We start from the raw sequence: 20,478 nt of genomic DNA on the forward strand, positions 1-20,478 counted from the left end.
AGAGGGGTGATGCAGTTCCACTTACACAAGATGGCTGACACATATGCGACGACGGATTCGATACATGTGTTGCAGGTGGACGACACCCCGCTACTCGACGAGACTGTCGAGTTCCCGGATGGACGAGACCCGGACTCGCTTACCCTGACTACGACTGACCGGGCTGACAGTGCGCTCGAACGTCTCGAAGACAACGCTATCGATGGTATCGTTACCGCGGACGACCTCCCGGACCGGTCCGGCCGTGAATTCGCTGAGATAGTCCGCGAGCGGGATAGCAATGTCCCGGTACTGCTGCTGACCGAGTCGGAATCCGTCGCCAGTGACGCGGTCTCGAACGGAGTCACCGACGTTTTCAGCAGAGACACGGCTCTCGGGCGTGGCGATCTCCTCGCCAATCGGATTCGGTTGCTCGTCGAACACCACCAGTCGACAGAAATCGCTAGCCGGACCAGACGGCGACTCACGGAGCTGGCGGAACAGTCGAACGAACTGCTGTGGGTGTTCTCCGGGGACTGGACCGAGCTACAGTTCGTCAATTCGGCATACGAAACGCTCTACGGCCGCTCCGTGGAGTCCCTGCAGGCTGACCCCGCAGAGTTCATGACAGCGATTCACCACACGGACCAGGAGAGAGTCATGCAGGCGATGCAACGCGTGTCAGCCGGCGAATCCGTCGACCTCGAATTCCGTATTACCAAACCAGATGGCGAACAGCGCTGGGTGCGGGCCGAGGCGCAACCGATCGTCGACGACGGCACAGTCACCAGAATCGTCGGGGCCTCGTGCGACATCACCGAGCGGAAGCGACGCGAGTCCGAACGCGTCACGGAACTGGATAGCCCCGACGCGCCGGTCGATGCAGTGCCGGATCTGTTCTATGAACTCGACGAGAACGGCGATCTGGTTCGCTGGAATGATGCACTGGCGGCAGCCACCGAGCACGAAGACGCTGACCTCGAGTCGATGGCTCTGACAGCCCTCTTCGCCCCGTCCGACCGCGAGACGGTTCGTCAAGGTATTGAGACGGCGTTCGAGACCGGTGAGGCGTCGTTCAAAGCCGACCTGCTGACCGCCGACGGAACGACAGTCCCGTACGAATTCACTGGCGGCCGGATAACGGCTGCTGACGGCTCGACGCTCGGCGTGGCCGGTATCGGACGGGAGATCTCTACCCTCGACAGCCGTCAACAGGCTCTCGAACAACAAAACGAGCGCCTCGACGAGTTCGTCAGCGTCGTCAGTCACGACCTCCGGAACCCGCTTGACGTCGCCCGGGGCCAGCTAGAACTCGCACAGATGGAACACGACAGCGAGCATCTCGATGCAGTCGAGCGAGCCCACGACCGTATCGGCCAACTCATCGAGGACCTCCTGTCGCTGGCCCGGAACGGCGAGGCCGCGCTCGACAGCGAGTCAGTGCCGCTCCAGACCGTCGTCGAGCAGTGCTGGCAAACCGTCGAGACCGGCGACGCGACACTGGAGCTACGGACCGCTGCCGTGGTCCGCGCGGCCCCCAGCCGGCTCCGGCAACTGTTCGAGAACCTCATCCGCAACAGTGTGGAACATGGACAAACGCCACACACCGAGAAACAGGGAGACACCGGCGAGCAGCGTGCGACAACCTCGATATCACAGTCGCAGGGAGCGGCCACCGACCTGACGATAACTGTCGGCGAACTGAACGACGGCTTCTACGTCGCGGACGACGGCGTCGGGATTCCGGCCGACGAGCGCGAGGACGTGTTCGAGGGCGGGTACTCGCTGGCTTCGGGTCCCGGGTTCGGCCTCCGAATCGTCGATGAGATCGTCGACACCCACGGCTGGTCGATAACGGTCGCAGAAAGCGACGCCGGCGGTGCTCGCTTCGAGATCACCGGCGTCGAATTCGATGCGGCGTAACTGTGCCGCCGTGATATCGGGTGACCACCACGTCACCCGGTGCCGTCCCAGTCAACACCAACAGATGGGGGGCTGAACTTACGCTTCGTCGAAGACGGTGTCGCCCTCGACGACGTGCTCTTCGACGGCGTCGAGATCGAGCGTCAGACCGAGACCCGGCTCTTCCGGAATCTCGATGTAGCCGTCCTCGATGACGGTCTCCTCGACTAGGTCCTCCCACCAGCCGAGTTCGTAGGAGTGGTACTCGACGGCGAGAGAGTTCGGGACAGACGCCCCGACGTGGGCGCTCGCCATCGTCGCAATCGGCGAGGAGACGTTGTGCATCGCGACCGGGATGTAGTACTGGTTCGCCACATCGGCGACCTTGCGCGTCTCGCGCATCCCGCCGACCTTCGGCATGTCCGGCGCGATCATGTCGACGGCCTGGTTCTCGATGAGCCGCCGCTCCTCGGTGACGCGGTAGCGGTTCTCGCCCACGGTAATCGGCGTGGTCGTGGACTTGGTGACTTCCTCCTGCACTTCGAGATTCTCCGGCGGAACGGGGTCTTCGAGCCACCAGACGTCGTACTCCTCGATGGCGTCGGCGAGGCGCTTCCCGGAGCTGCCCGAGAACGTCCAGTGACAGTCGAAGGCCACGTCGGCCTCGTCTTTGACCTCCTCGGTGACCTTCTCGACGATCTCGGCCTTGTGGCGGATTTCGCCCGGGCGGAGGTGGCGGTTCGCGCGGTCCTTTTCGAGGCCGCTCGGCACGTCGAGATCGAACTTCAACGCGTCGTAGCCCAGTTCGTCGACGACGCGGCGCGCCTCCTCGGCGCAGGCGTCGGCGTCAGCCTCTTCCTCGGTATGGCAGTCGCAGTACACGCGCATCTCGTCGCGGTACTTGCCGCCCAGGAGCTGGTAGGCCGGCACTTCGAGGATCTTGCCCGCGAGGTCGTGCAGTGCGACCTCGATGCCAGCGATGGCCGTCACGGTGACGCCCTCGACGCTCCCCTCGCCGCTCATCTTCTGGATGAGGTGCTCATAGAGGCGGTCGATGTCCAGCGGGTTCTCGCCGACGACGAACGGCTTCATCCGCTCGATGAGTTCCGGGACGCCCGCGCCCCAGTATGCCTCGCCCGTACCGACGATGCCTGCGTCGGTGTAGATCCGGACGAGCGTCCACGGGAAGTTCCCGTCGACCATCGTCGTCTGAACGTCTGTGATCTCCACGTCACGGCCGCCACCGCGCTTGGCGGTGACGCCCATTGTCTCCGCAGAGAGCTCCCGCATGGTGTACTCTGCGTTCGGGTCGTGCAGGTCAGCGTAGTCTACGTCGTTTGCCTTTCCCATACCCCTCGCTTGCTATCGGCATTACAAAAGTGTAGAGGAAATCGGTCTCGTTCTGGCAGGGCCGCACAAATCACAATTTGGCTGTCAGCCTTCCTCTGCTTCCGCCTTGGGTGTCTGATTGATGCTTCCGTCAACCACTGTGGCAGCGCAACCCTCGCGGCCCGTATGAAACCGCTGCTGTCCAGTTGTATTCCTTGCACAAAGCCTTGAAGTGGGACCGCCGAGATTCGAACTCAGGTCCGACGGACCCCATCCGCCGAGGATACCGCTACCCCACGGTCCCGCACTCTGGGAGAAGAGGGTGTTTTAATTAAGGGCTTCGCTTTGGTGGCGAGAGTGGCAGCCCGTGACGGGGTAGGCAATGCCGGCGTGTCTGCTTCACTCGGCGACTTTGATATCGGGGCTGTCGATGGTGACGTTCTCAAGCGACCAGCCCTCGCTCGCGGAGCGGGCGTCGACACCGATGGCATTCTGCTCGGCGGTCACGGAGACGGTCGATTCAGAGACAGTCCACGACGCGTTGGTCTTGACGGCGTGGATTCCCTGTTGCCGGCTTTCGATGATCGTATTCTGGATGGTCCACGCGCCGGTCGTTCGAGCGCTGAAGACCCCGATATCCCGGGTTTCGAGGGTGGCATTTTCGAGCGTCCACGCACCGCCCGAGAAAGCGGTCACCAGGCCGGTGTCGCTCCGGCGGACCGTCAGGTCGGTCACCGTCCAGTCGCCGTCGCTGTCGATAGCTTTGACGCCGGTATCGCTACGACGGACCTCCGTGTTCTGGACCGTCCAGTCGCCAGTTGTCCCGGAGGCATCGACGCCGTCCGCGCCGGACCGGTCGACGACGACCGCTGCGACCGCCCAGTCGCCGGAAGACCTGCGGACGTCGGCGCCGTCGCCGCCGACAGCGACGAAGCGAGTGTCGCGAATCGTCCAGTCGCCGCTGGTCTCGCGGGCGAACACGCCGCTGTAGGTCGTGCTGGCGACGGCGGCGTCCTCGATAGTCCAGTTCCCGGACGAATTCGGCGCGTAGACGCCGACGTCGGCAGCGATAACGGTCGTATTACTGACCGTCCAGTCGCCATTGGTCCCGTTGGCCATGACACCGAAGCGGTAGTTCCGCACGGTAAATCCGGTGACGGTCGGTTCGGCTGGGCCGGCCACCGTAACGCCGGTACCGTTGACGAACCGCGAGCCGTCCAGTATCGCCCGGTCGGGTGCGACGAGGGAGATGTTCTCGTTGATTCGGACTTCTTCGTAGTAGGTGCCCGGCCGGACCTCGACGGTGTCACCGCTATCGGCGGCGTCCACGGCGGCCTGTATCGACCGGTAGTCGGCACTCCCGTCTTTGTCGACGGTTAGTGTCTCCTGTGCCGTCTGTGTTCCTGCTACGCTTGCCGGTACCACGGCGAGGGTCAGCACTGCCGACAGCAAGAGGGCAATTACTGCTGCTCGTGCGTCGTCCATACTAAGAATAGTGGGTGCGAACGGACGTAAACTGTATTGTTATTTTACCCGGTGGTGCCCCCGGCGATGTGGCCCACGAAAGCGTTATCGGCCGGACCGGCGAACCCCGGAGTGTGCTGGAGTTGACGTACGAGTCGGGGACCATCCGCGTGACGGGGGACCCGTCGTCGGACCTGCCCGGCGTCGAGTACGACGAGCGCTCGCAGACAGATCGAGCGCCGGCCTACCGGTACGCCGAACTCGTGAACGCACTCGACGAGCGCGGGCTGGCATACGAGGACCACGTCAGTTCGCTCCCGTCGCTGTCGCTCTCGACGACGTACGACCTCAGAGCGTACCAGCAGGCAGCGCTGGACGCTTGGCGAACGACCGGCGATAGAGGCTGTCTGGAACTCCCGACGGGGAGCGGCAAAACCGTCATCGGCATCGCGGCGATGGTCGCGCTGGGGACGCCGACGCTGGTCGTGGTCCCGACTATCGACCTGCTGGAGCAGTGGCAGCGCGAGCTACAGCGGGAGTTCGACCAGCCGGTCGGCCGCATGGGCGGGGGCGAACAGCGCGTCGAGGACATCACGGTGTCGACGTACGACTCGGCGTACCTGCGGGCCGACGAACTCGGGGACCGATTCGGACTCGTGGTCTTCGACGAGGTCCACCACCTCGGCGGGGAGGGGTACCGGGACATCGCTCGGCTGCTCGCCGCGCCGGCACGGCTCGGGCTGACGGCGACGTTCGAGCGCCCGGACGGAGCCCACGAGGTTATCGAGGACCTCGTCGGGCCGCTCGTCCAGCGAGTCAGCGTTGACGACCTGGCGGGCGAGCACCTCGCGGACTACGATATCAAACGAATCGAAGTCGCGCTCACGCCGGACGAGCGGGACCGCTACGAGGAGTCTCAGAGGACGTTCACCGACTACCTGAAGCAGTCCAACATCCAACTCCGGTCCGGCAGCGACTATCAGGAACTCGTGAAGCGGTCCGGCAACGACCCGGCGGCCCGGGAGGCGCTGCTGGCGAAACAGCGCGCCCGCGAAGTGATGATGAACGCCCAGCGGAAGGTCGACCGGCTGGCGACGATTCTGGACCGCCACCGTGAGGACCGCATCATCGTCTTCACCGCCCACACTGACCTCGTGTACCGCCTCTCCGAGCGGTTCCTTATTCCAGCGATAACACACGAGACCGGTGCGAGCGAGCGTCGGGAGATCTTAGAGCGGTTCCGCGACGGGACCTACTCCCGGGTCGTGACGGCGAACGTCCTCGACGAGGGTGTGGACGTGCCCGACGCCAACGTCGCCGTCGTCCTCTCGGGGAGCGGGTCAGAGCGGGAGTTCACCCAGCGACTCGGCCGGATTCTGCGGCCAAAAGCCGACAGCGGGCGGGCGCTGCTGTACGAACTCGTGACTGAGGAGACCGCCGAAGAGCGCGTCGCCAGGCGACGCAGATAGCGGGCGTCGCAGCATCGAGGTGCCCCTAAGTATGTTGAGAGATTGCCCTGACTCCCCGTGTTTTTGTCGTTCCGTCGCGGAGACACGCGTGTGCTGACGAAAGACCTCCTGCGGGTGTCTCGGGCGGGCGGCGGCTATCACCTGCAGTTCGCCGATGCCGATGTGGAGCGACTGGCGGCCCGCGTGCTCGGTATCTACCAGGGCCACGTCGGCGAATCCCGTGAGACGCTGGAGACGGCGCTCGCGGACGTAGAGCGAGAGGCCGACGATTTCAAACTCGTCCGCGGGCTGGCGAAACTCGTCGAACGGGAGGCTGCCTTCGAGACGCAAGCTCTGGTCGACCCTGTCCGCGCCCGCCGTCGGGTGTTCGAAGCCGCTGCGGACGTCGGCGTCGTGACCGAGGCCGAGCGCCAGCAGGCACTCTCCGAGGCGGCCGACCACTTCGGCACGGATGCCGAGACGCTGGCCGACACACTGTACGCCGACCGCGACTCACGACAGATTCTCACCGATGTCGACTCGCGCTGGGGGCCGGCCGAACTGCGGACCCAGTACAACCTCTCGCTGGCGCAAACGGCGCTGTTCGACGCGACCGAGGTTCGGGTCCGCTCGTCAGACCCGAACACGCTCGTCTCGGCGGTCAAACGCCTCCGGCTGATGTACGAGATCCGGCGGACAGAAAGCGGTCGGGAGGTCGTGGTCACGGGCCCGGACGCGCTGTTCTCGAATACACGCCGGTACGGCACCCGCTTCGCTCGTCTCCTTCGGACAGTCGCGGCCGCGAGCGAGTGGGAATTGACGGCGACCATCGATGACCGGGGTACCGAGCGGGAACTCACCCTTTCAGATGCGGATGTCTCCGTTCCCGGCGTCGAGCCCGTAACTGAGGTCAGCTACGACAGCGGTGTCGAAGCCGACTTCGCCGGGCGGTTCGCCGCGCTGGACCTCGACTGGGACCTGATCCGGGAACCGGAGCCTCTAGCGGCAGGGGAACACGTCATCATCCCGGATTTCGCCTTCGAGTGGCGACCCGGCGCTGATACCGGCGTTCGGGACACCGGGCGCAGTGGCGGGGGCTCGGACGGGGCTGACGGGGCTGCCAGTGACGCTCCCTTCCGGATTTTCTTCGAAATTATGGGTTTCTGGACGCCGGAGTACGTCGAGAAGAAGCTCGCCCGCCTCGACGCGCTGGCGGACGTGGAGATGCTGGTCGCCGTCGACGAATCGCTCGGTGTCGGGGACGAAATCGAAGCGACGGATAACCGAGCGATTCCGTACGCCGGGACGGTCAGCGTGAAAGACGTGCGGGATGCCCTGCGACCCTACGAGGAGCGGCTGGTGCGCGAGAGCGCCGCGGAGATACCCGATGAACTCCGGCCGGATGCCGACGTTACCTCGCTCGCTGACCTCGCCGCGGAGTACGGCGTCAGCGAGGATGCGCTGGAAGACGTGGCCTATCCGGCCCACGAGCGCGTCGGGCGCACGCTCGTTTCCCCTGCCGTGTTAGACGACCTGGCCGAGGAGATCGAGCCCGGAATGGCGTACGAGGCGGCGAGCGACAGACTGGCAGACTACGGTATCGAGGATGACAGCGCCGCCCTCGCACGCCTTGGCTACCGCGTTGCCTGGGAAGGGCTGGGTGAGGGGACAATCCAGCCACGGGAGTGAGCCGCCTGTGGGATACCGCTGAGAATCAGCCCCCAGATACAGCGAATCGTCGCCGGAACGAAGCGAGCGACTCGGCTGTTCAGGTCGCTTCGTCAAGTGGCTCTTCGGACCGCTGTCGCTGCCACTGTGGCACTTCGAGGAGGAGTCGGAGCGGCCAGATGACGTAGTATAGCGGATGCAGCGGACCGGGGAGCGGGCAAAACTGGTACTCCGAGTAAGTCGGGTGAAGCGACGAATGCAACAGCAGGAGCGGCACCAGCGCAGTTGCCGAATCGCTGGCAGCCAGGTGAAACTGAGCGGCCTCGAACTGCGTGGGTGCCTGTGGCGTCCCAGCGGCCAGCGATTCGACGACGGCCTCGGTTAACTCGGTGACGCGGTCGTCCGTGCGAAGGCGATCCAGTATCGGCGCTGGGAGGGCATACCCGAAGACAGTACGGGCGAGCGCGGCCCCGAGCAGTAGGTTCCGCTGGACGCCAGTTTCCCGCGCCCGAGCGAGGACGTGTGACCAGTCGGCTTCCGTCGACTCCAGCGCCGCAACGAAATCACAGAGCCACTTCAGGAGATACCAGCGGTGCTTGGTTCCGTGGAACGCTAACACGAGTAGCCGGTCTGGCTGTGCAAGCGCCGGAAGCGGTTGGCCGCCGACCGCGACTGTGTCGCGGCGGTCCCAGAGTTCACCGAACGGTGTGGTGAACGGTCGCTCGGCGTCGCCCACGCGCCAGCGGAGTTCCACGTCGAACTCCGGACCTCGCATCTCGTACTCGTGAACGATTGCCTTCGTCACGGGACCGCCCAACAGCGCGGCGTCGTCCAATCGCGGCGTGCCCCCGCGCCACTCGTAGCCTCGCTCTTCCAGAATATCCGCGGCGACAGTGATATCTTCAGGATGGACGAGCAGATCCAGATCGTTGTACTCCCGCACCGTTGCGTCGTCATAGGCGGCGGCGGACAGCGTCGGTCCTTTGAACGGTACCGCGCGTACACCGAGTGTCTCAAAACTCTCGATTATCTCCTGTAGCTCGGTCGTGAACGCGAGATTTCGCATCCGCTTTCCCTGTACTGTGCTGCTAAGTCGTGTCAACACGGACTCTGGCACGGTGAACGCATCACCGCTCTCGCGTGCTATCGGTTCCAGCCCCTGATAGAGGAGTTGCACGACGCCATGATATCGGGCGAGTTCAAGGACGCGGTCCCAGGCAGGTTCGGCATCCAGCGCGGGAGGGTCGGGGGAAGCGTCGGTGACGATTGCGGTACGAACACAGTCGACTACCAATTGGAGTTCGGGTTCAGCCTCCGTTAGCATGGCTTACTCTCGAGATCAGACTGAATCCGGGCTACGACCTCCGGGAGCATATCGAGATCGAACGGTCGGCGGAGCCGTTTTATATCTGTCATGTCGACGATCTCCCCGCAAGCACTGAAATTGGACACGGCCTGGCCGTCGGCGTCCAGCGCGCCCAGCGTGTACGTGTTATCGACGAGCGCCATGACCTGTTCGTCCGGCCTGACTGAATCCACCCCGATAGAGTCGCCGTCTTCGAGCAGATAGATGCGTTCTAGCGGCACCGGAGTCGCGGGCTGGTCGTGTCTGAGCCCGTAGAAATGTCGCGGGCGCCCGCTGTGGACCTGTTCCGGCGGCTCGACCGGGGGGTCAAATGCCGCAACTGCCTCCGGGTCGAGTTTCATCGATGGGTAGCCGCTCCGGACGACTGGACCCGCATCAGCCAGCGCTATCGCGGCCACGTCGTCGCTCAGGACACGGTGCCCGTCAAGCAAACAGGCCATCGCAGTCGTCGTTTTTCCGACCCCGGACTCCCCGACGAACGCCACTGCACGCCCGTCGATGCTGACGGTACTGGCGTGCAGCACGAAGTAGCCCCGCTGGTCCAGCAAGTGATTCAACGCCGGGCCGACCAGTACGTGGCGGAGGACTTCGCTTGGCACGTCCGAGGCCGGGTCTACAGCGATGGACGTCCCGTCGAGAATTCTGACCGTTGCGGCGTCGTATAGAAGGTAGTATTCGCGCTCGTCTACCGCGTGAAAGGTCGATTCGGAGTCAGCCGACAGTGGGCGAGGGAGCCGTTCTTCAGTGATGGTGACGTCGGCCCGCCCGTCGGGCTCTGTCTCAGCGGGCGGAAGCTCCGGTACGTCGAATGCCGAGCGGACTGTCAGTCCAAAGGCTTCGTACGTGGCTGTGTTTACTGTTGCCATCCTGCTAGGTCCCTCCCTGCGTAGTTGTCCATCGATTCCGTCCGTGCTGAAACACACCCCATCTACGACACCCCTGGTTCATACCAGATCGCTTGACTGCTGTGGTGGATAAGAATGCACTCTCTACTTCCGACACACAGCCACGAAACCGTCACGACGTAGCCACTGACCGGTGCCAGTGTCGAGGATCAATAAAGGAGGGATCAGTTAGATACGTGAACCGACTGCGGACGCTAGCTCCACTTCCCGTATCCGTCGTCGTGGTCCCACCAGTTCGTCTTTTCTTCGACAGTTCCGTACGTTTCGACCGACGGCGTTTCGTATTCCTTCATGGGTTACCCCCGCCTCTGGTTTCAGATGTAGATGTATTTGTTATAGTACTCATTACTGTTGAATTCATACAGAATGCCGTGTTTACTATTCGTTAGCCACGTACTTCGCGTTCCGTGAGTGTGCGGAAGCGCCCAAAGTCGTCGACATCCCCGATAAGGACAGCCCCGTTGGACTCGATCCAAGCGTGAGCCTCGAACGTCTCGGACTGGGTGTCCACGCCGAAGCGGAGACGATGCGGCAGGTCGTTTGCTACCAGCAGTGTGCTACCAGTGAGTGCTCGGTCAAGACAATCGTAGGAACCTGGGAGACGTGATCCTGCTGTCAGAACCGCCCACCGTACTGACTCTGGTGACCCGGACTGACGATGACACGGGAGGTACTGAGAGACCATACCGAAATATCGCTCTGCGTCCTCCAGCCCAGCGACTGCAAGCAGTACCTTGCTCGCAACGATCAGTACCACAGCTTCACAGAGCAATAGCTTCTGCGCCCGTGGCAACGCCCTGAACTCACGGAGTCGGGCTCGCATCGACCTTGATGAGTTGCTCCGCGGCAAGCGTTTCCAGGAATCGTTCCACGTCATTTGCCACTCGGTCTCTGTCGACATCGTACTCCTCGACCAGCGTTGAGACGATAGCCGCTGGTTCCGTCGGTTCCTGGATTCGGTCCCAGATGTCCGGGCCGACGCCCGACAGACCCTGATACCGCCCCGTCTCGTTGTTGAGCAGCACGATCTCGCCGTCGATTGTCGTGGTGACACAGTTATCAGTTGCGACGACAGCCGATCCAGAATCTATCGCGACCATATGTGGACTCCAGGGATACTCGCACTATTTGTTATGGCCTCTTTTCGTCGCCGTCACGACCCAGACAGGCGGTAGACGCTCCCTTCGCTCCCGTACTGCCCAACCGTAGAGAGTCGGTAACTATGTTACATAGAACTCGCATCCGGACCAATGGCTGATACTCCCTCCGTCAGTGAGAAATACGCATCGCTGCGCCGTGTGGCACTGTATCGTCCGGCGCTGACGGGGAGTATCGTCGCCGCCAGCCTCTTCGTGATGCTGCTGGAGGGCGTCGGCCTCTCGTTCCTGTTTCCGATACTCGACGCCGCACAGGCCGGGCAAGGCCTCCCGCTTCAGGCGGACGGTGTTACCGGTCAGTTCCTGTCCGCGTACGCCGCCGCCGGACTGCCGCTCACGCTCGAATCCCTGCTACTCGGCCTCGCGTGCGTGATGGTCGTCCGGTTCACGGCATCGTTTGCGGTGAAATGGCTCGCGGCGAAGCTTACACAGGCGTACGAACGCGACCTCAAAAACCGGGCCTACGAACTGGCGATGAACGCGTCGGTCGCCTACTACGACGACAAGGGGTCCGACGACATCATGAACACGATTCTGACACAGACCCGGTACGCCGGCCGTGTCATCGGCCGGATTATCCAGTTCTTCCAGCAGGGAATCCTCTGTCTGGTCTACATCGGAATCGCACTGGCTATCGCGCCGATGCTGGCAGTCGGTGCGGCTGTCGCTCTCGGCGGGGTCACGGCGCTCATCAGATACGGCATCGAGCCCGGGTACGCCGTCGGCGACCGTGTGGCGACGGCAAACGAACGGCTGCAGGAGACAACACAGGCGGGGACGCAGGGTATCCGTGACGTGAAGCTGTTCGGCATGCGCGACGGACTGCTTGCCGAGTTCCGGGATACACTCGACCGATACACTGCAACCAGCATCGCCGTTCGCCGGAACGAGGTCGCAATCGGTAGTCTCTATCGGCTCTCGGTCTCGCTGCTCCTGTTCGGTCTCGTCTACGTCGCAATCAGTTTCCGGGCGCTGTCGATCGCTGAACTCGGCGTGTTCCTGTTCGCGATGCTCCGACTCGCGCCCCGACTGAGTTCGCTCAATTCTACCATCTACGCCATCGAGGGAGAGCTACCACATCTGGTTCGCACCCACCAGTTCATCGACCGCCTCGAAACCCAGCAGGAACCGACCGGTGGGAAGCCGGTCCCGGACTGCATCAAGGAAATCGCGTTCGAGAACGCCTCGTTCGCCTACGAGGACGAGCCAGTACTCGCGGACTTCTCGATGACTGTCGAGCGAGGCGAGTTCGTCGGTATCGTCGGCGAGTCCGGTGGCGGCAAATCGACAGTCGTCTCGCTGCTCACTCGGCTCTATGCCCCGGACAGCGGTGAGATCCTGGCGAGCGGGACGCCGATTTCGACCTATGCACTCGACGAATGGCGTGACGCTGTTGCGATGGTCCGACAGGACCCGCATATCTTCAACGACTCCTTGCGGTACAACCTCACCGTCGGCAGGGATATCTCCGACGAGACGCTGTACGAGGTCGCCGAGAAGGCCCTCGTCCTCGAATTTCTCGATGACCTTCCGCAGGGGCTCGACACGGTGCTGGGCGACGACGGCGTGAAACTCTCCGGCGGGCAACGCCAGCGCGTCGCACTGGCCCGCGCGCTGCTGACGGACGCAGAGATACTCGTACTCGATGAAGCCACCAGCGACCTCGACTCGAACCTGGAACGGCAAATCCATCGAACCGTCGAGACGCTCGACGGGGACCAGACCGTGATCGCAATCGCCCATCGGCTCTCGACCGTCTCTAACGCCGACCGAATCTACACCGTCGAGGACGGGCAGGTCACAGAACGGGGCAGCCACGCCGAACTGCTTGACGACGACGGCACGTACGCGGAGTTGTACGCGATGCAGGGAACGCCGGCCGCGAAGTCTTCCAGCGGTTGAGCCGCTCTCACCTGCCCGGTTGTACCGCCCGGTTCAGACCTCTCGCCGGCGACCCTTCGGCACCTGGGACCTGAGTTCGCCGTACACGTACAGGCCGACGCCGACCGGTTCGGCCTCGCCGGCGAGGTCGTGGGTGACGACGAGATACCCCCAGTCGCCGTCCCAGTCGAGTTCCTGATCCTCGCCCGCGACGAACGCTCGGGCAGTGTCCTCGTCGAGGTGAATGACGTTCTGGCTGGCGTGCTCGCCGAATCGCTGGACGGCCTCCAGCGTCGGCTTCCAGTGTTCCTGGCGCGTCCGCAGGAACGTCATTCCAAGGCCCTCGATGTCGACAGGCGATGGCGGACTCCCCTGATACAGCCACAGTTTGCCAGCGCCGCGTTCCCAGAACGTGTATCCCTCGAAAGTCTCCGGCGGGACGCCGAACCGCTCGGTCCAGAAGTCGAGGACTTCCTCGCGGGTCGCCCGCTCGGGGTCTTCTCGCTCTTCGTCTGTCTCTGGGAGCCGTGTGAACTCCGTGCTCTGGTCGCTCATTCCGCGGGTACCTCCAGTTTCGCACAGAAGAACCCGCCCGTGTCGTTGTGATGCGGGTAGATGCGCTTGGCGTCGGCGACGCTGGGGTCGAATGTCTCGTCCTGCCACTCGGTGATGCCGGGGGCGTGGTCGAGCGGGAGGTCGTAGTCCACAATTTCGCAGGCCGTCTCGCCGAGAACGAAGTCCAGTACGGCCTCGTTTTCCTCCGGGGCAAATGTGCAGGTGGAGTAAACGACGGTTCCGCCGGGTTCGGTCACTTCGACGGCTCGCTTGAGGATTCCTTTCTGGACGCCGGAGATGCCTTCGACGTGCGAGAGCGTCCAATCTTCCAGCGTATCGGGGTTCTTTCGAATGGTCCCTTCACAGGAACAGGGGACGTCGACGAGTGCCCGGTCGTATCCCTCGCCGCCGAAGGGCTTGAGCGAGTGGTTGCGCCCGTCCTCGTGGGTGACAGCGACCGTGGTCGCGCCCAGCCGCTCAGTGTTGGTCCGTAGCGCCGAAATCCGTCCGAGGTTGTTGTCGGTTGCGACGACTTCGCCGGTGTCCTCCATCAGCGCGGCGAGCTGAGTCGTCTTGCTCCCCGGTGCCGCACAGGCATCCCAGACTCGCTCGCCAGGCTGGGGGTCCAGTACGGTCGCCGGAATCACGGACACTTCCTCCTGCCCGTGAATCCAGCCGTGGAAGTACGGCCAGTTCGCGCCGGGGGAGTCCTCGGGCAGGACGAACAGGCCGTCGTGCCAGTCGACGGGTTCGTAGGCGATGTCCGCGTCCGCAAGCGCCGTTCGGACCCTCTCGACGGAGGCTTTGATGGTGTTGACCCTGACAGCCGACGGTAGCGGGCGTTCACATGCGTCGATGAACGCCTCGAAGTCGTCGATGATGGGTCGGTAGCGGTCGAGTGGTTCCATTGTCCGGCGTTCGCTGGCGGTCGGTTTGTGGGTTTCGAACGGCACTGGCCCATGGCTTTCAAGCCGCCGGCGGCCGATACCACAGACATGGCACACATACAGGTCCACCGCGACGACATTTCGCTCGATTCCCCGACACTGGTCGAGGGGCTCCCGGGCGTCGGACTCGTCGGCAAGATAGCCGCCGACCATCTCGTCGACGTCTACGATATGGAGTACTACGCGTCAGCCCACTGCGAGGGACTGCCAGAAATCGCCGTGTACGGGACGGACGATCCGGACGTTCGCCCGCCGGTCCGACTGTACGCGGATGAGGGCCGTGACCTGCTCGTCCTCCAGAGCGATGCACCGATCTCCCCGTCCGGCGCGAAGGAGTTCGCCGGCTGTATGGTCAGCTGGTTCGAGGCCAACGACGCGACGCCGATCTACCTCAGCGGCCGTCCTGCCGAGAAAGACGGTGTACCGGACGTGTACGGCGTCTCAACCGGCGACGGGGCGGCGATGCTGGAGGAGGCGAACGTGGACTCGCCCTCGGAGAACGGCGCGATCACCGGGCCGACCGGGGCGCTGGTCCACGAATCACAGCGGGTCGGGCTGACGAGCATCGGGCTCATCGTCGAGGCCGATCAGCGCTTTCCTGACCCGGAAGCGGCGCGGGCGCTCCTGCAGACGGCGATAAGCCCGCTGGCCGACTTCGAGGTCGATACCGAGGCACTGGTCGAGCAGGCCGAGGAAATCGGTCGAGCCAAGGCGCAACTCGCACAGCAGCTTCAGGAAAATCAGGAGGAGAGCACGAGCGCACAGCCGCTCGGGATGTATCAGTAATGGCGGGCACAGACGACATCGTTCGTGGGTTACTGGTCGTAATTGTGGTCGGTATCGGCACGGTCCTGGGCTGGGTGCTGTTCGTCAGAACGCCCGACAACCTCGCCCAGTTGCTCGGCGTCCTGCTGGTCGTCGCTGTCGCCGTCGCCACCGCCCGTATCGGCAGCAACATCGCCGGTTCCCTCCTCCCGGCACACAACGTCGCGGAGGTCGCCGTCGAAGGGCCGATCAGCCGTGACGGCGGTGGCGGCATCACCAGTCCACCGGTGGGCGCGTCGGCCGACGACATCGTCGAACAGATAGACCGTGCCGACGCGGACCGGGGCTCAGAGGCGCTGCTCCTGAAACTGAACACGCCGGGCGGCGAAATCGTCCCCAGCGAGGACATCCGCATCGCCGCCGAGGAGTTCGACGGCCCGACCATCGCCTACGCCACGGACGTCTGTGCCAGCGGCGGCTACGACATCGCCGCCGGCTGTGACGAGCTCTGGGCGCGCGAGGGCTCTATCGTCGGCTCGATCGGCGTCGTCGGCTCGCGGGTCAACGCCAAGGAACTGGCAGACCGCCTGGGCCTCTCCTACGAGCAGTTCACCGCCGGCGAGTACAAGGACGCCGGCGTGCCGTTGAAGGAGATGACCGAGGACGAGCGCGAGTACCTCCAGGGTATCGTCGACGACTACTACGATCAGTTCATCGACACCGTTGCCGAGGGCCGCGAGATGGACGCTGAGACGCTCAAAGATACCGAAGCGCGCATCTTCCTCGGCGACGAGGCGGAAGAACGTGGGCTCGTCGACCGGCTCGGCACGCGTGATGACGTCGAGGCGAGCCTGGAGCAACGGCTGGGCGAGGCTGTGACAATCAAGGAGTACGAACCCGAGCGCGGCCTGACCGGCAAACTCCGCGGAGGCGCACAGCAGGTCGCCTTCGCCCTCGGCGCGGGTATCGCCGGCGTCGCCGACGGCGATATCGAGGGCCTCTCCTTCCGGCGATAGCTCGGGAGGTTTTTTATTCGGGGACCGCCTTCGCCGTAGTGTGACTACGCTGGTGGTGTGTATCGACAGGGACAGTCCGGCCGCAGCGGCGTGTCCCGTCGTCGGCCGCGACGCCGTCGAGTCACTCATCACGCAGACGGGCGTCGTAGACCCGGAAGACAGCCGGGTCAACTGTTTGCTGGAAGGGCTCGCGGTCGCGGACGAACTCGAAGCCGAGGGGTCCTCGCCGGTGCTTGCCGTCGTCGGCGGCGGGAGCGACAGTGTCGGCTCGGACCGGGAGATCGCCAGCCAGATCGACGACCTGGTCGCCAAGCACGACCCGGACTCCGCGGTCGTCGTCGTCGACAGTGCCGACGACGAGCGGCTGGTTCCCATCATCGAGAGTCGCGTCCAGGTCGACGCCGTCGACCGGGTCGTCGTTCGTCAGGCCCGCGACATCGAATCCACGTACTACCTGCTCAAGCAGTTCCTGGCCGACGAGGAACTGCGCAAGACGGTGCTGGTCCCCGTCGGGATCATCATGCTCGCGTTCCCGCTGTTGCTCGTCGTCACCAGCCCGACCATCGCCGTCGGCGCTATCGCGGCCGCCATCGGCGTGTTCCTCATCTACAAGGGACTGGGTATCGACGCATACCTCTCCCGACTTCCCAGCCAGACCCGGGAAGCCCTGTACTCGGGACAGGTGTCGCTCGTGACCTACGTCGTCGCCGCCGGCCTCTCGCTCGTCGGCATCTTCGCCGGCGTGCTGGGCGTCTCGGCGGTCGGCGATATCAGCCCCTTCCTGCTTGCGAACCGCTTTGCCTTCGCGTCCGTGCCGTGGCTGACCGGCGCGGCGCTGGCCGCTTCGCTCGGTCGCCTGCTGGACGAACTCATCCAGCAGGAAGGGGTCCGGAGCGCGTACGTGAACCTCCCCTTCGGTGCGGTCGCGGTCGGGCTGGTCGTTCGCGGCTTTTCTGCGTACTTCCTCGAACGCGGTGGCGTGTTCGAGCCGTTTCAGGTGCCGGAGACGAACCTCGGCATCGTTCAGGTCCAGGGGTTCATACTGGAGGCGGGGACCCGCCTCGGGCTGTTCATCCTCGCAGGTATCCTCATCAGCATCGTCGGCGTCCGGGTGGCGACCTACGTCAGCCACACCGATATCGAGGACGAACTGGTGGAATAGACAGCGATTTACGCCGCCGCCGGCTACCGGCGGCTATGACAGACGGCGCGTGGGTTTCGCTGTTCTCCGGCGGCAAAGACTCCTCGTGGGCGTTGTACCGGGCACTGGAACGGGGCCACCCTGTCGAACATCTGGTGACGGTCCACCCGGAGGGCGACTCCTACATGTACCACGTTCCGGCGACTCGACTGGCCCGCCTGGCCGCCGAGAGCATCGGTATCCCACTGGTGGAAATCGAGCCCGATGACTTCGAGGCCGACGACGTGCTCGACTCCGGCGACCAGGGCGACGCCGAACTCGAACCGCTGGAGGCCGCGCTACGCGAACTCGACGCCGAACTGGACGGCGGCATCACCGGCGTCACCGCTGGCGCAGTCGAGAGCGAGTACCAGACGACCCGCATCGAATCGATGGCCGACCGCCTCGAAGCCAACGTGTTCGCGCCGCTGTGGCAAGAGAACCCACGCGACCTCGCCGACGCGATGCTCGACGCCGGCTTCGAGATACGGATCATCCGCGTGGCCGCCTACGGGCTCGATGAGTCCTGGCTGGGTCGCACGCTCGATGCCGACGCGCTCGACGAACTGGAGGCGCTCAACGACGAGTACGGCGTCCATATTCTCGGCGAAGGCGGCGAGTTCGAGACGCTCGTCACCGACGGGCCACACATGGACCGCCGGATCGAACTGGAGTACGAGACGGAGTGGGACGGCAGTCGCGGGACGCTACAGATCGAAGACGCGTGGCTGGCGTAATCGGGAGAATCAAGACGGCTAGGCGGAGTCAGTCGCCGTTCGTCAACTGTGTGTGTGCGCCGATGAGCGCTCCGGCGAGGTCCAGACTCTCGACCTGCGTATCCCGGTCGATAATCGACTCGCGGATGTCCGAATCGAGGATGGTCGTGTCCGGGAACACGATGGTGCCGTCGAGGCTGGAGTTGACGATTTCTGCCCCCGAGAGGACGTGGACGTTCTCGCCGAGCGTGGTGTTCTCGATGGTGGCGTCCTCTGCGACGACGTTGTCGCCGTCGAGTTCCCACGCGACGGCCTCCAGATAGCTTTCGGGCGTCCCGATGTCGTACCAGGCGTCGTCGAAGGTGAACGCCCGGACCGGACCGTCGTCGACGAGCCACTGGATGAACCAGCCGGGTTCGTCGGGGTTGTTTCCATCTTCGAGATACTCGTTGAAGCGAATCGCATCGGCCGGGAACGCGTAGCAGGCAATCGAGACGAGCGTGCTGTTGGGGTCGTCGGGCTTCTCTTGAAAGTCCGTGACTTCCTCGCCGTCCAGTTCGATGAGGCCGTAGGAACTCGCCTTCTCCCGCGAGCCGACATCGTAGGCGGCGAGCGTGGGATCGCCGTACTGCTCGAAGTAATCGACGAAATCGGCGATGTCGAAGCTGATGAGGTTGTCGCCGGCGATGACCAGCAGGTCCTCGTCGCCGAGCCCCTCCCGGTCGACCAGTTGGGCGAGCGCGCCGACGACGCCGAACTTCTCGTCCTCTTCGGCGGTTTCCTCGACGGTCAGGGACGGCTTCTCGAAACTACTCGCGGCGATGTGGTCCCGGAAGTCGTCGGCAAAGCGCTGATTCGTACTGACGAACACGTCCGAGATGCGATCGTCCTTCTCCAGTTCGCCCAGAATCCGGTCGATGACAGTCGTCTCACCGACTGGAAGCAGCATTTTGGGCCGGTTCTTGGTGACAGGCCAGAGCCGGGTGGCGTACCCGCCTGCGAGGACAATCGCTTTCATGTCCGGAAGCAGACAACCAGAATACAAGTTCTTTTTCATCGGCTGGACCGCGGCACTTATCGGTGGCCCGCAGTATCACCTCGTATGACTGGCGACGACACCCCGGCCGACGCGGAGGCCGGCGACGCGAACCTCACAGAGAAAATCAACCAGACGAACGTCGACAAGCGCATTGCGAGCCTGGAAGCGGCCTACGACGAGGTTCCGGTCACCGAGGAGGCCTTCGAGCTGTCGCCCGACGAATACGCTGACGTGTTCGCTGCGACACGCGGGACCGGCTACTCCGGAAACAGCGTCGTGTTCGTCACTCGGGACGGCTCCGAGTTCCCGGAGCTAAGCGACCAGATACCCGATCAGGCGGCCGGCGACACCCGCGACCGCGTTCTGCTGGTGCTGGGCCGCGGCGCTGATATGTGGGCGCTGCCGGGCGGCGGCAAAGGCGACGAATACGAATCGGTACAGGGGACCGCCGTCCGCCGCGTCAACGAACAGACCGGCATCCGCTGTACGGTCACCGGCGTCGCAGAGGTCGTTCACTCGAAGTACTATCCGGATACCGACGCACAGGGGTCGGTACACACGCTAGACATCTACCTCGAAGCGGAGTACAAGAAGGGAAGCCTCGATGTGGACGAGTCGGAACTCGTTGGAGCGGCGTGGTTCGCGGAGCCGCCCGAGCGGCTCACGCCCGGTGCCGAAGAACGGTTTGCAGCGTTGCTCGACGACGAGTGAATCCGGGCCCGGGACGAGAAGCCGATTAGTGTTCGACGAACTCCACGAGCACCCCGCCGGTCGTCTTCGGATGGAGAAAGGCCACGTCGTGTCCCCACGCGCCGGGCCGCGGCTTCTCGTCTATGAGGTCGATGCCGCAGTCACTGACTGTCTCTAGCGCGGCAGCGATGTCGTCTGTCTCCAGGGCGACGTGATGGATACCCGGGCCGTTGCTGTCGAGATATCTGGGAATCGCGCCGTCGGCGTCCGGCAGCGGTTCCAACAGTTCGAAGTACCCGTTGCCCATCTCCAGAAACGTCACCTGCAGGCCGTCGAACGTCTCCTCGTGGACGACCGGTGTTTCGAAAGCCTCGGCGAACAGTTCCACGAGCGGAGCGGCGTCGTCAGTTGCGATACCGGCGTGGTCGAATCGCATGGACGGCCGTACACCGGGGTAGCTTATAATTCTGG

At 64.0% G+C, this 20,478-nt stretch carries 19 protein-coding genes and 1 tRNA gene; 9 read left to right on the forward strand and 11 right to left on the reverse strand.

Features of this window, described 5'->3' with window-relative positions; genetic code table 11:
• Positions 1-30: 30 nt before the first annotated feature.
• Positions 31-1,902, forward strand: a complete 1,872-nt coding sequence (locus ACNO8S_RS05935) for a PAS domain S-box protein (RefSeq protein WP_420182646.1) — start codon at positions 31-33, stop codon at positions 1,900-1,902.
• A 78-nt stretch (positions 1,903-1,980) separates the two neighbouring features.
• Here ACNO8S_RS05935 and ACNO8S_RS05940 read toward each other — a convergent pair whose 3' ends face one another.
• From ACNO8S_RS05940 to ACNO8S_RS05950, 3 genes are all read right to left on the reverse strand, one after another.
• Positions 1,981-3,231, reverse strand: a complete 1,251-nt coding sequence (locus ACNO8S_RS05940; RefSeq protein WP_014040150.1) for a mandelate racemase/muconate lactonizing enzyme family protein — start codon at positions 3,229-3,231, stop codon at positions 1,981-1,983.
• A gap of 212 nt (positions 3,232-3,443) precedes the next feature.
• Positions 3,444-3,514, reverse strand: a tRNA-Pro gene (locus ACNO8S_RS05945).
• 95 nt (positions 3,515-3,609) lie between these two features.
• Entirely contained in the window at positions 3,610-4,695 is a 1,086-nt protein-coding gene (locus tag ACNO8S_RS05950) for a right-handed parallel beta-helix repeat-containing protein (protein ID WP_014040151.1), read from the reverse strand.
• A gap of 113 nt (positions 4,696-4,808) precedes the next feature.
• Between ACNO8S_RS05950 and ACNO8S_RS05955 the strand changes: the two genes are divergently transcribed.
• A complete protein-coding gene (locus ACNO8S_RS05955; RefSeq protein ID WP_050038293.1) occupies positions 4,809-6,143 on the forward strand; it encodes a DEAD/DEAH box helicase in 1,335 nt (444 codons plus the stop codon).
• Positions 6,144-6,233: 90 nt separating this feature from the next.
• The gene (locus ACNO8S_RS05960) at positions 6,234-7,811 is read left to right on the forward strand and encodes a DUF790 family protein (protein ID WP_050037936.1); all 1,578 of its coding nucleotides are present in this window, start codon (positions 6,234-6,236) and stop codon (positions 7,809-7,811) included.
• 79 nt (positions 7,812-7,890) lie between these two features.
• On the opposite strand, the gene ACNO8S_RS05965 is transcribed toward ACNO8S_RS05960, so the two are convergent.
• The 4 genes from ACNO8S_RS05965 to ACNO8S_RS05980 all read right to left on the reverse strand — a co-directional run bounded on the left by ACNO8S_RS05965 (position 7,891) and on the right by ACNO8S_RS05980 (position 11,161).
• Positions 7,891-9,114 carry a nucleotidyltransferase family protein gene (locus ACNO8S_RS05965; RefSeq protein ID WP_420182647.1) on the reverse strand — a complete coding sequence of 408 codons (1,224 nt, stop codon included), beginning with the start codon at positions 9,112-9,114 and terminating at the stop codon, positions 7,891-7,893.
• Positions 9,108-10,022, reverse strand: coding sequence for a hypothetical protein (locus ACNO8S_RS05970; RefSeq protein WP_420182648.1), 915 nt, complete (start codon positions 10,020-10,022; stop codon positions 9,108-9,110). The genes ACNO8S_RS05965 and ACNO8S_RS05970 overlap by 7 nt, the downstream gene beginning before the upstream one ends.
• A gap of 424 nt (positions 10,023-10,446) precedes the next feature.
• Positions 10,447-10,962 (reverse strand): lasso peptide biosynthesis B2 protein, encoded by a 516-nt coding sequence (locus tag ACNO8S_RS05975; RefSeq protein ID WP_336357975.1) that lies wholly within the window; start codon positions 10,960-10,962, stop codon positions 10,447-10,449.
• Positions 10,865-11,161 carry a PqqD family peptide modification chaperone gene (locus ACNO8S_RS05980; RefSeq protein WP_420182649.1) on the reverse strand — a complete coding sequence of 99 codons (297 nt, stop codon included), beginning with the start codon at positions 11,159-11,161 and terminating at the stop codon, positions 10,865-10,867. The genes ACNO8S_RS05975 and ACNO8S_RS05980 overlap by 98 nt, the downstream gene beginning before the upstream one ends.
• A 150-nt stretch (positions 11,162-11,311) precedes the next feature.
• On the opposite strand from ACNO8S_RS05980, the gene ACNO8S_RS05985 reads away from it, so the two are divergent.
• Positions 11,312-13,120: an ABC transporter ATP-binding protein gene (locus ACNO8S_RS05985; RefSeq protein WP_420182650.1), complete on the forward strand. Its 1,809-nt coding sequence runs from the start codon at positions 11,312-11,314 to the stop codon at positions 13,118-13,120.
• 33 nt (positions 13,121-13,153) lie between these two features.
• Here ACNO8S_RS05985 and ACNO8S_RS05990 read toward each other — a convergent pair whose 3' ends face one another.
• Both ACNO8S_RS05990 and ACNO8S_RS05995 read right to left on the reverse strand, forming a co-directional pair.
• Positions 13,154-13,654 (reverse strand): DUF7122 family protein, encoded by a 501-nt coding sequence (locus ACNO8S_RS05990; protein WP_014040158.1) that lies wholly within the window; start codon positions 13,652-13,654, stop codon positions 13,154-13,156.
• The gene (locus tag ACNO8S_RS05995) at positions 13,651-14,562 is read right to left on the reverse strand and encodes an RsmB/NOP family class I SAM-dependent RNA methyltransferase (protein WP_050038294.1); all 912 of its coding nucleotides are present in this window, start codon (positions 14,560-14,562) and stop codon (positions 13,651-13,653) included. The genes ACNO8S_RS05990 and ACNO8S_RS05995 overlap by 4 nt, the downstream gene beginning before the upstream one ends.
• 51 nt (positions 14,563-14,613) lie before the next feature.
• On the opposite strand from ACNO8S_RS05995, the gene ACNO8S_RS06000 reads away from it, so the two are divergent.
• The 4 genes from ACNO8S_RS06000 to ACNO8S_RS06015 are packed head-to-tail and all read left to right on the forward strand — an operon-like array spanning position 14,614 to position 18,299.
• Positions 14,614-15,387 carry a proteasome assembly chaperone family protein gene (locus ACNO8S_RS06000; protein ID WP_079980829.1) on the forward strand — a complete coding sequence of 258 codons (774 nt, stop codon included), beginning with the start codon at positions 14,614-14,616 and terminating at the stop codon, positions 15,385-15,387.
• Positions 15,387-16,382 carry a signal peptide peptidase SppA gene (gene sppA / locus ACNO8S_RS06005; RefSeq protein ID WP_050037941.1) on the forward strand — a complete coding sequence of 332 codons (996 nt, stop codon included), beginning with the start codon at positions 15,387-15,389 and terminating at the stop codon, positions 16,380-16,382. The genes ACNO8S_RS06000 and sppA overlap by 1 nt, the downstream gene beginning before the upstream one ends.
• A 40-nt stretch (positions 16,383-16,422) precedes the next feature.
• Positions 16,423-17,544 (forward strand): DUF373 family protein, encoded by a 1,122-nt coding sequence (locus ACNO8S_RS06010; RefSeq protein WP_014040162.1) that lies wholly within the window; start codon positions 16,423-16,425, stop codon positions 17,542-17,544.
• Positions 17,545-17,579: 35 nt separating this feature from the next.
• Complete coding sequence (locus ACNO8S_RS06015; RefSeq protein ID WP_014040163.1) at positions 17,580-18,299, forward strand: diphthine--ammonia ligase; 720 nt, start codon at positions 17,580-17,582, stop codon at positions 18,297-18,299.
• Between the two features lie 28 nt (positions 18,300-18,327).
• Here ACNO8S_RS06015 and ACNO8S_RS06020 read toward each other — a convergent pair whose 3' ends face one another.
• Positions 18,328-19,296, reverse strand: coding sequence for a sugar phosphate nucleotidyltransferase (locus ACNO8S_RS06020; RefSeq protein WP_023843233.1), 969 nt, complete (start codon positions 19,294-19,296; stop codon positions 18,328-18,330).
• Positions 19,297-19,380: 84 nt separating this feature from the next.
• Here ACNO8S_RS06020 and ACNO8S_RS06025 point away from each other — a divergent pair, with 84 nt between their 5' ends.
• Positions 19,381-20,028: an NUDIX hydrolase gene (locus ACNO8S_RS06025; RefSeq protein ID WP_146417317.1), complete on the forward strand. Its 648-nt coding sequence runs from the start codon at positions 19,381-19,383 to the stop codon at positions 20,026-20,028.
• A 25-nt stretch (positions 20,029-20,053) separates the two neighbouring features.
• Here the strand turns inward: ACNO8S_RS06025 and mce are convergent, their stop codons facing one another.
• Positions 20,054-20,443, reverse strand: coding sequence for a methylmalonyl-CoA epimerase (gene mce / locus ACNO8S_RS06030; RefSeq protein WP_050007297.1), 390 nt, complete (start codon positions 20,441-20,443; stop codon positions 20,054-20,056).
• Positions 20,444-20,478 lie beyond the last annotated feature (35 nt).

The sequence above is a fragment of the Haloarcula sp. KBTZ06 genome (assembly GCF_048595605.1).
Classification (GTDB): domain Archaea; phylum Halobacteriota; class Halobacteria; order Halobacteriales; family Haloarculaceae; genus Haloarcula; species Haloarcula hispanica.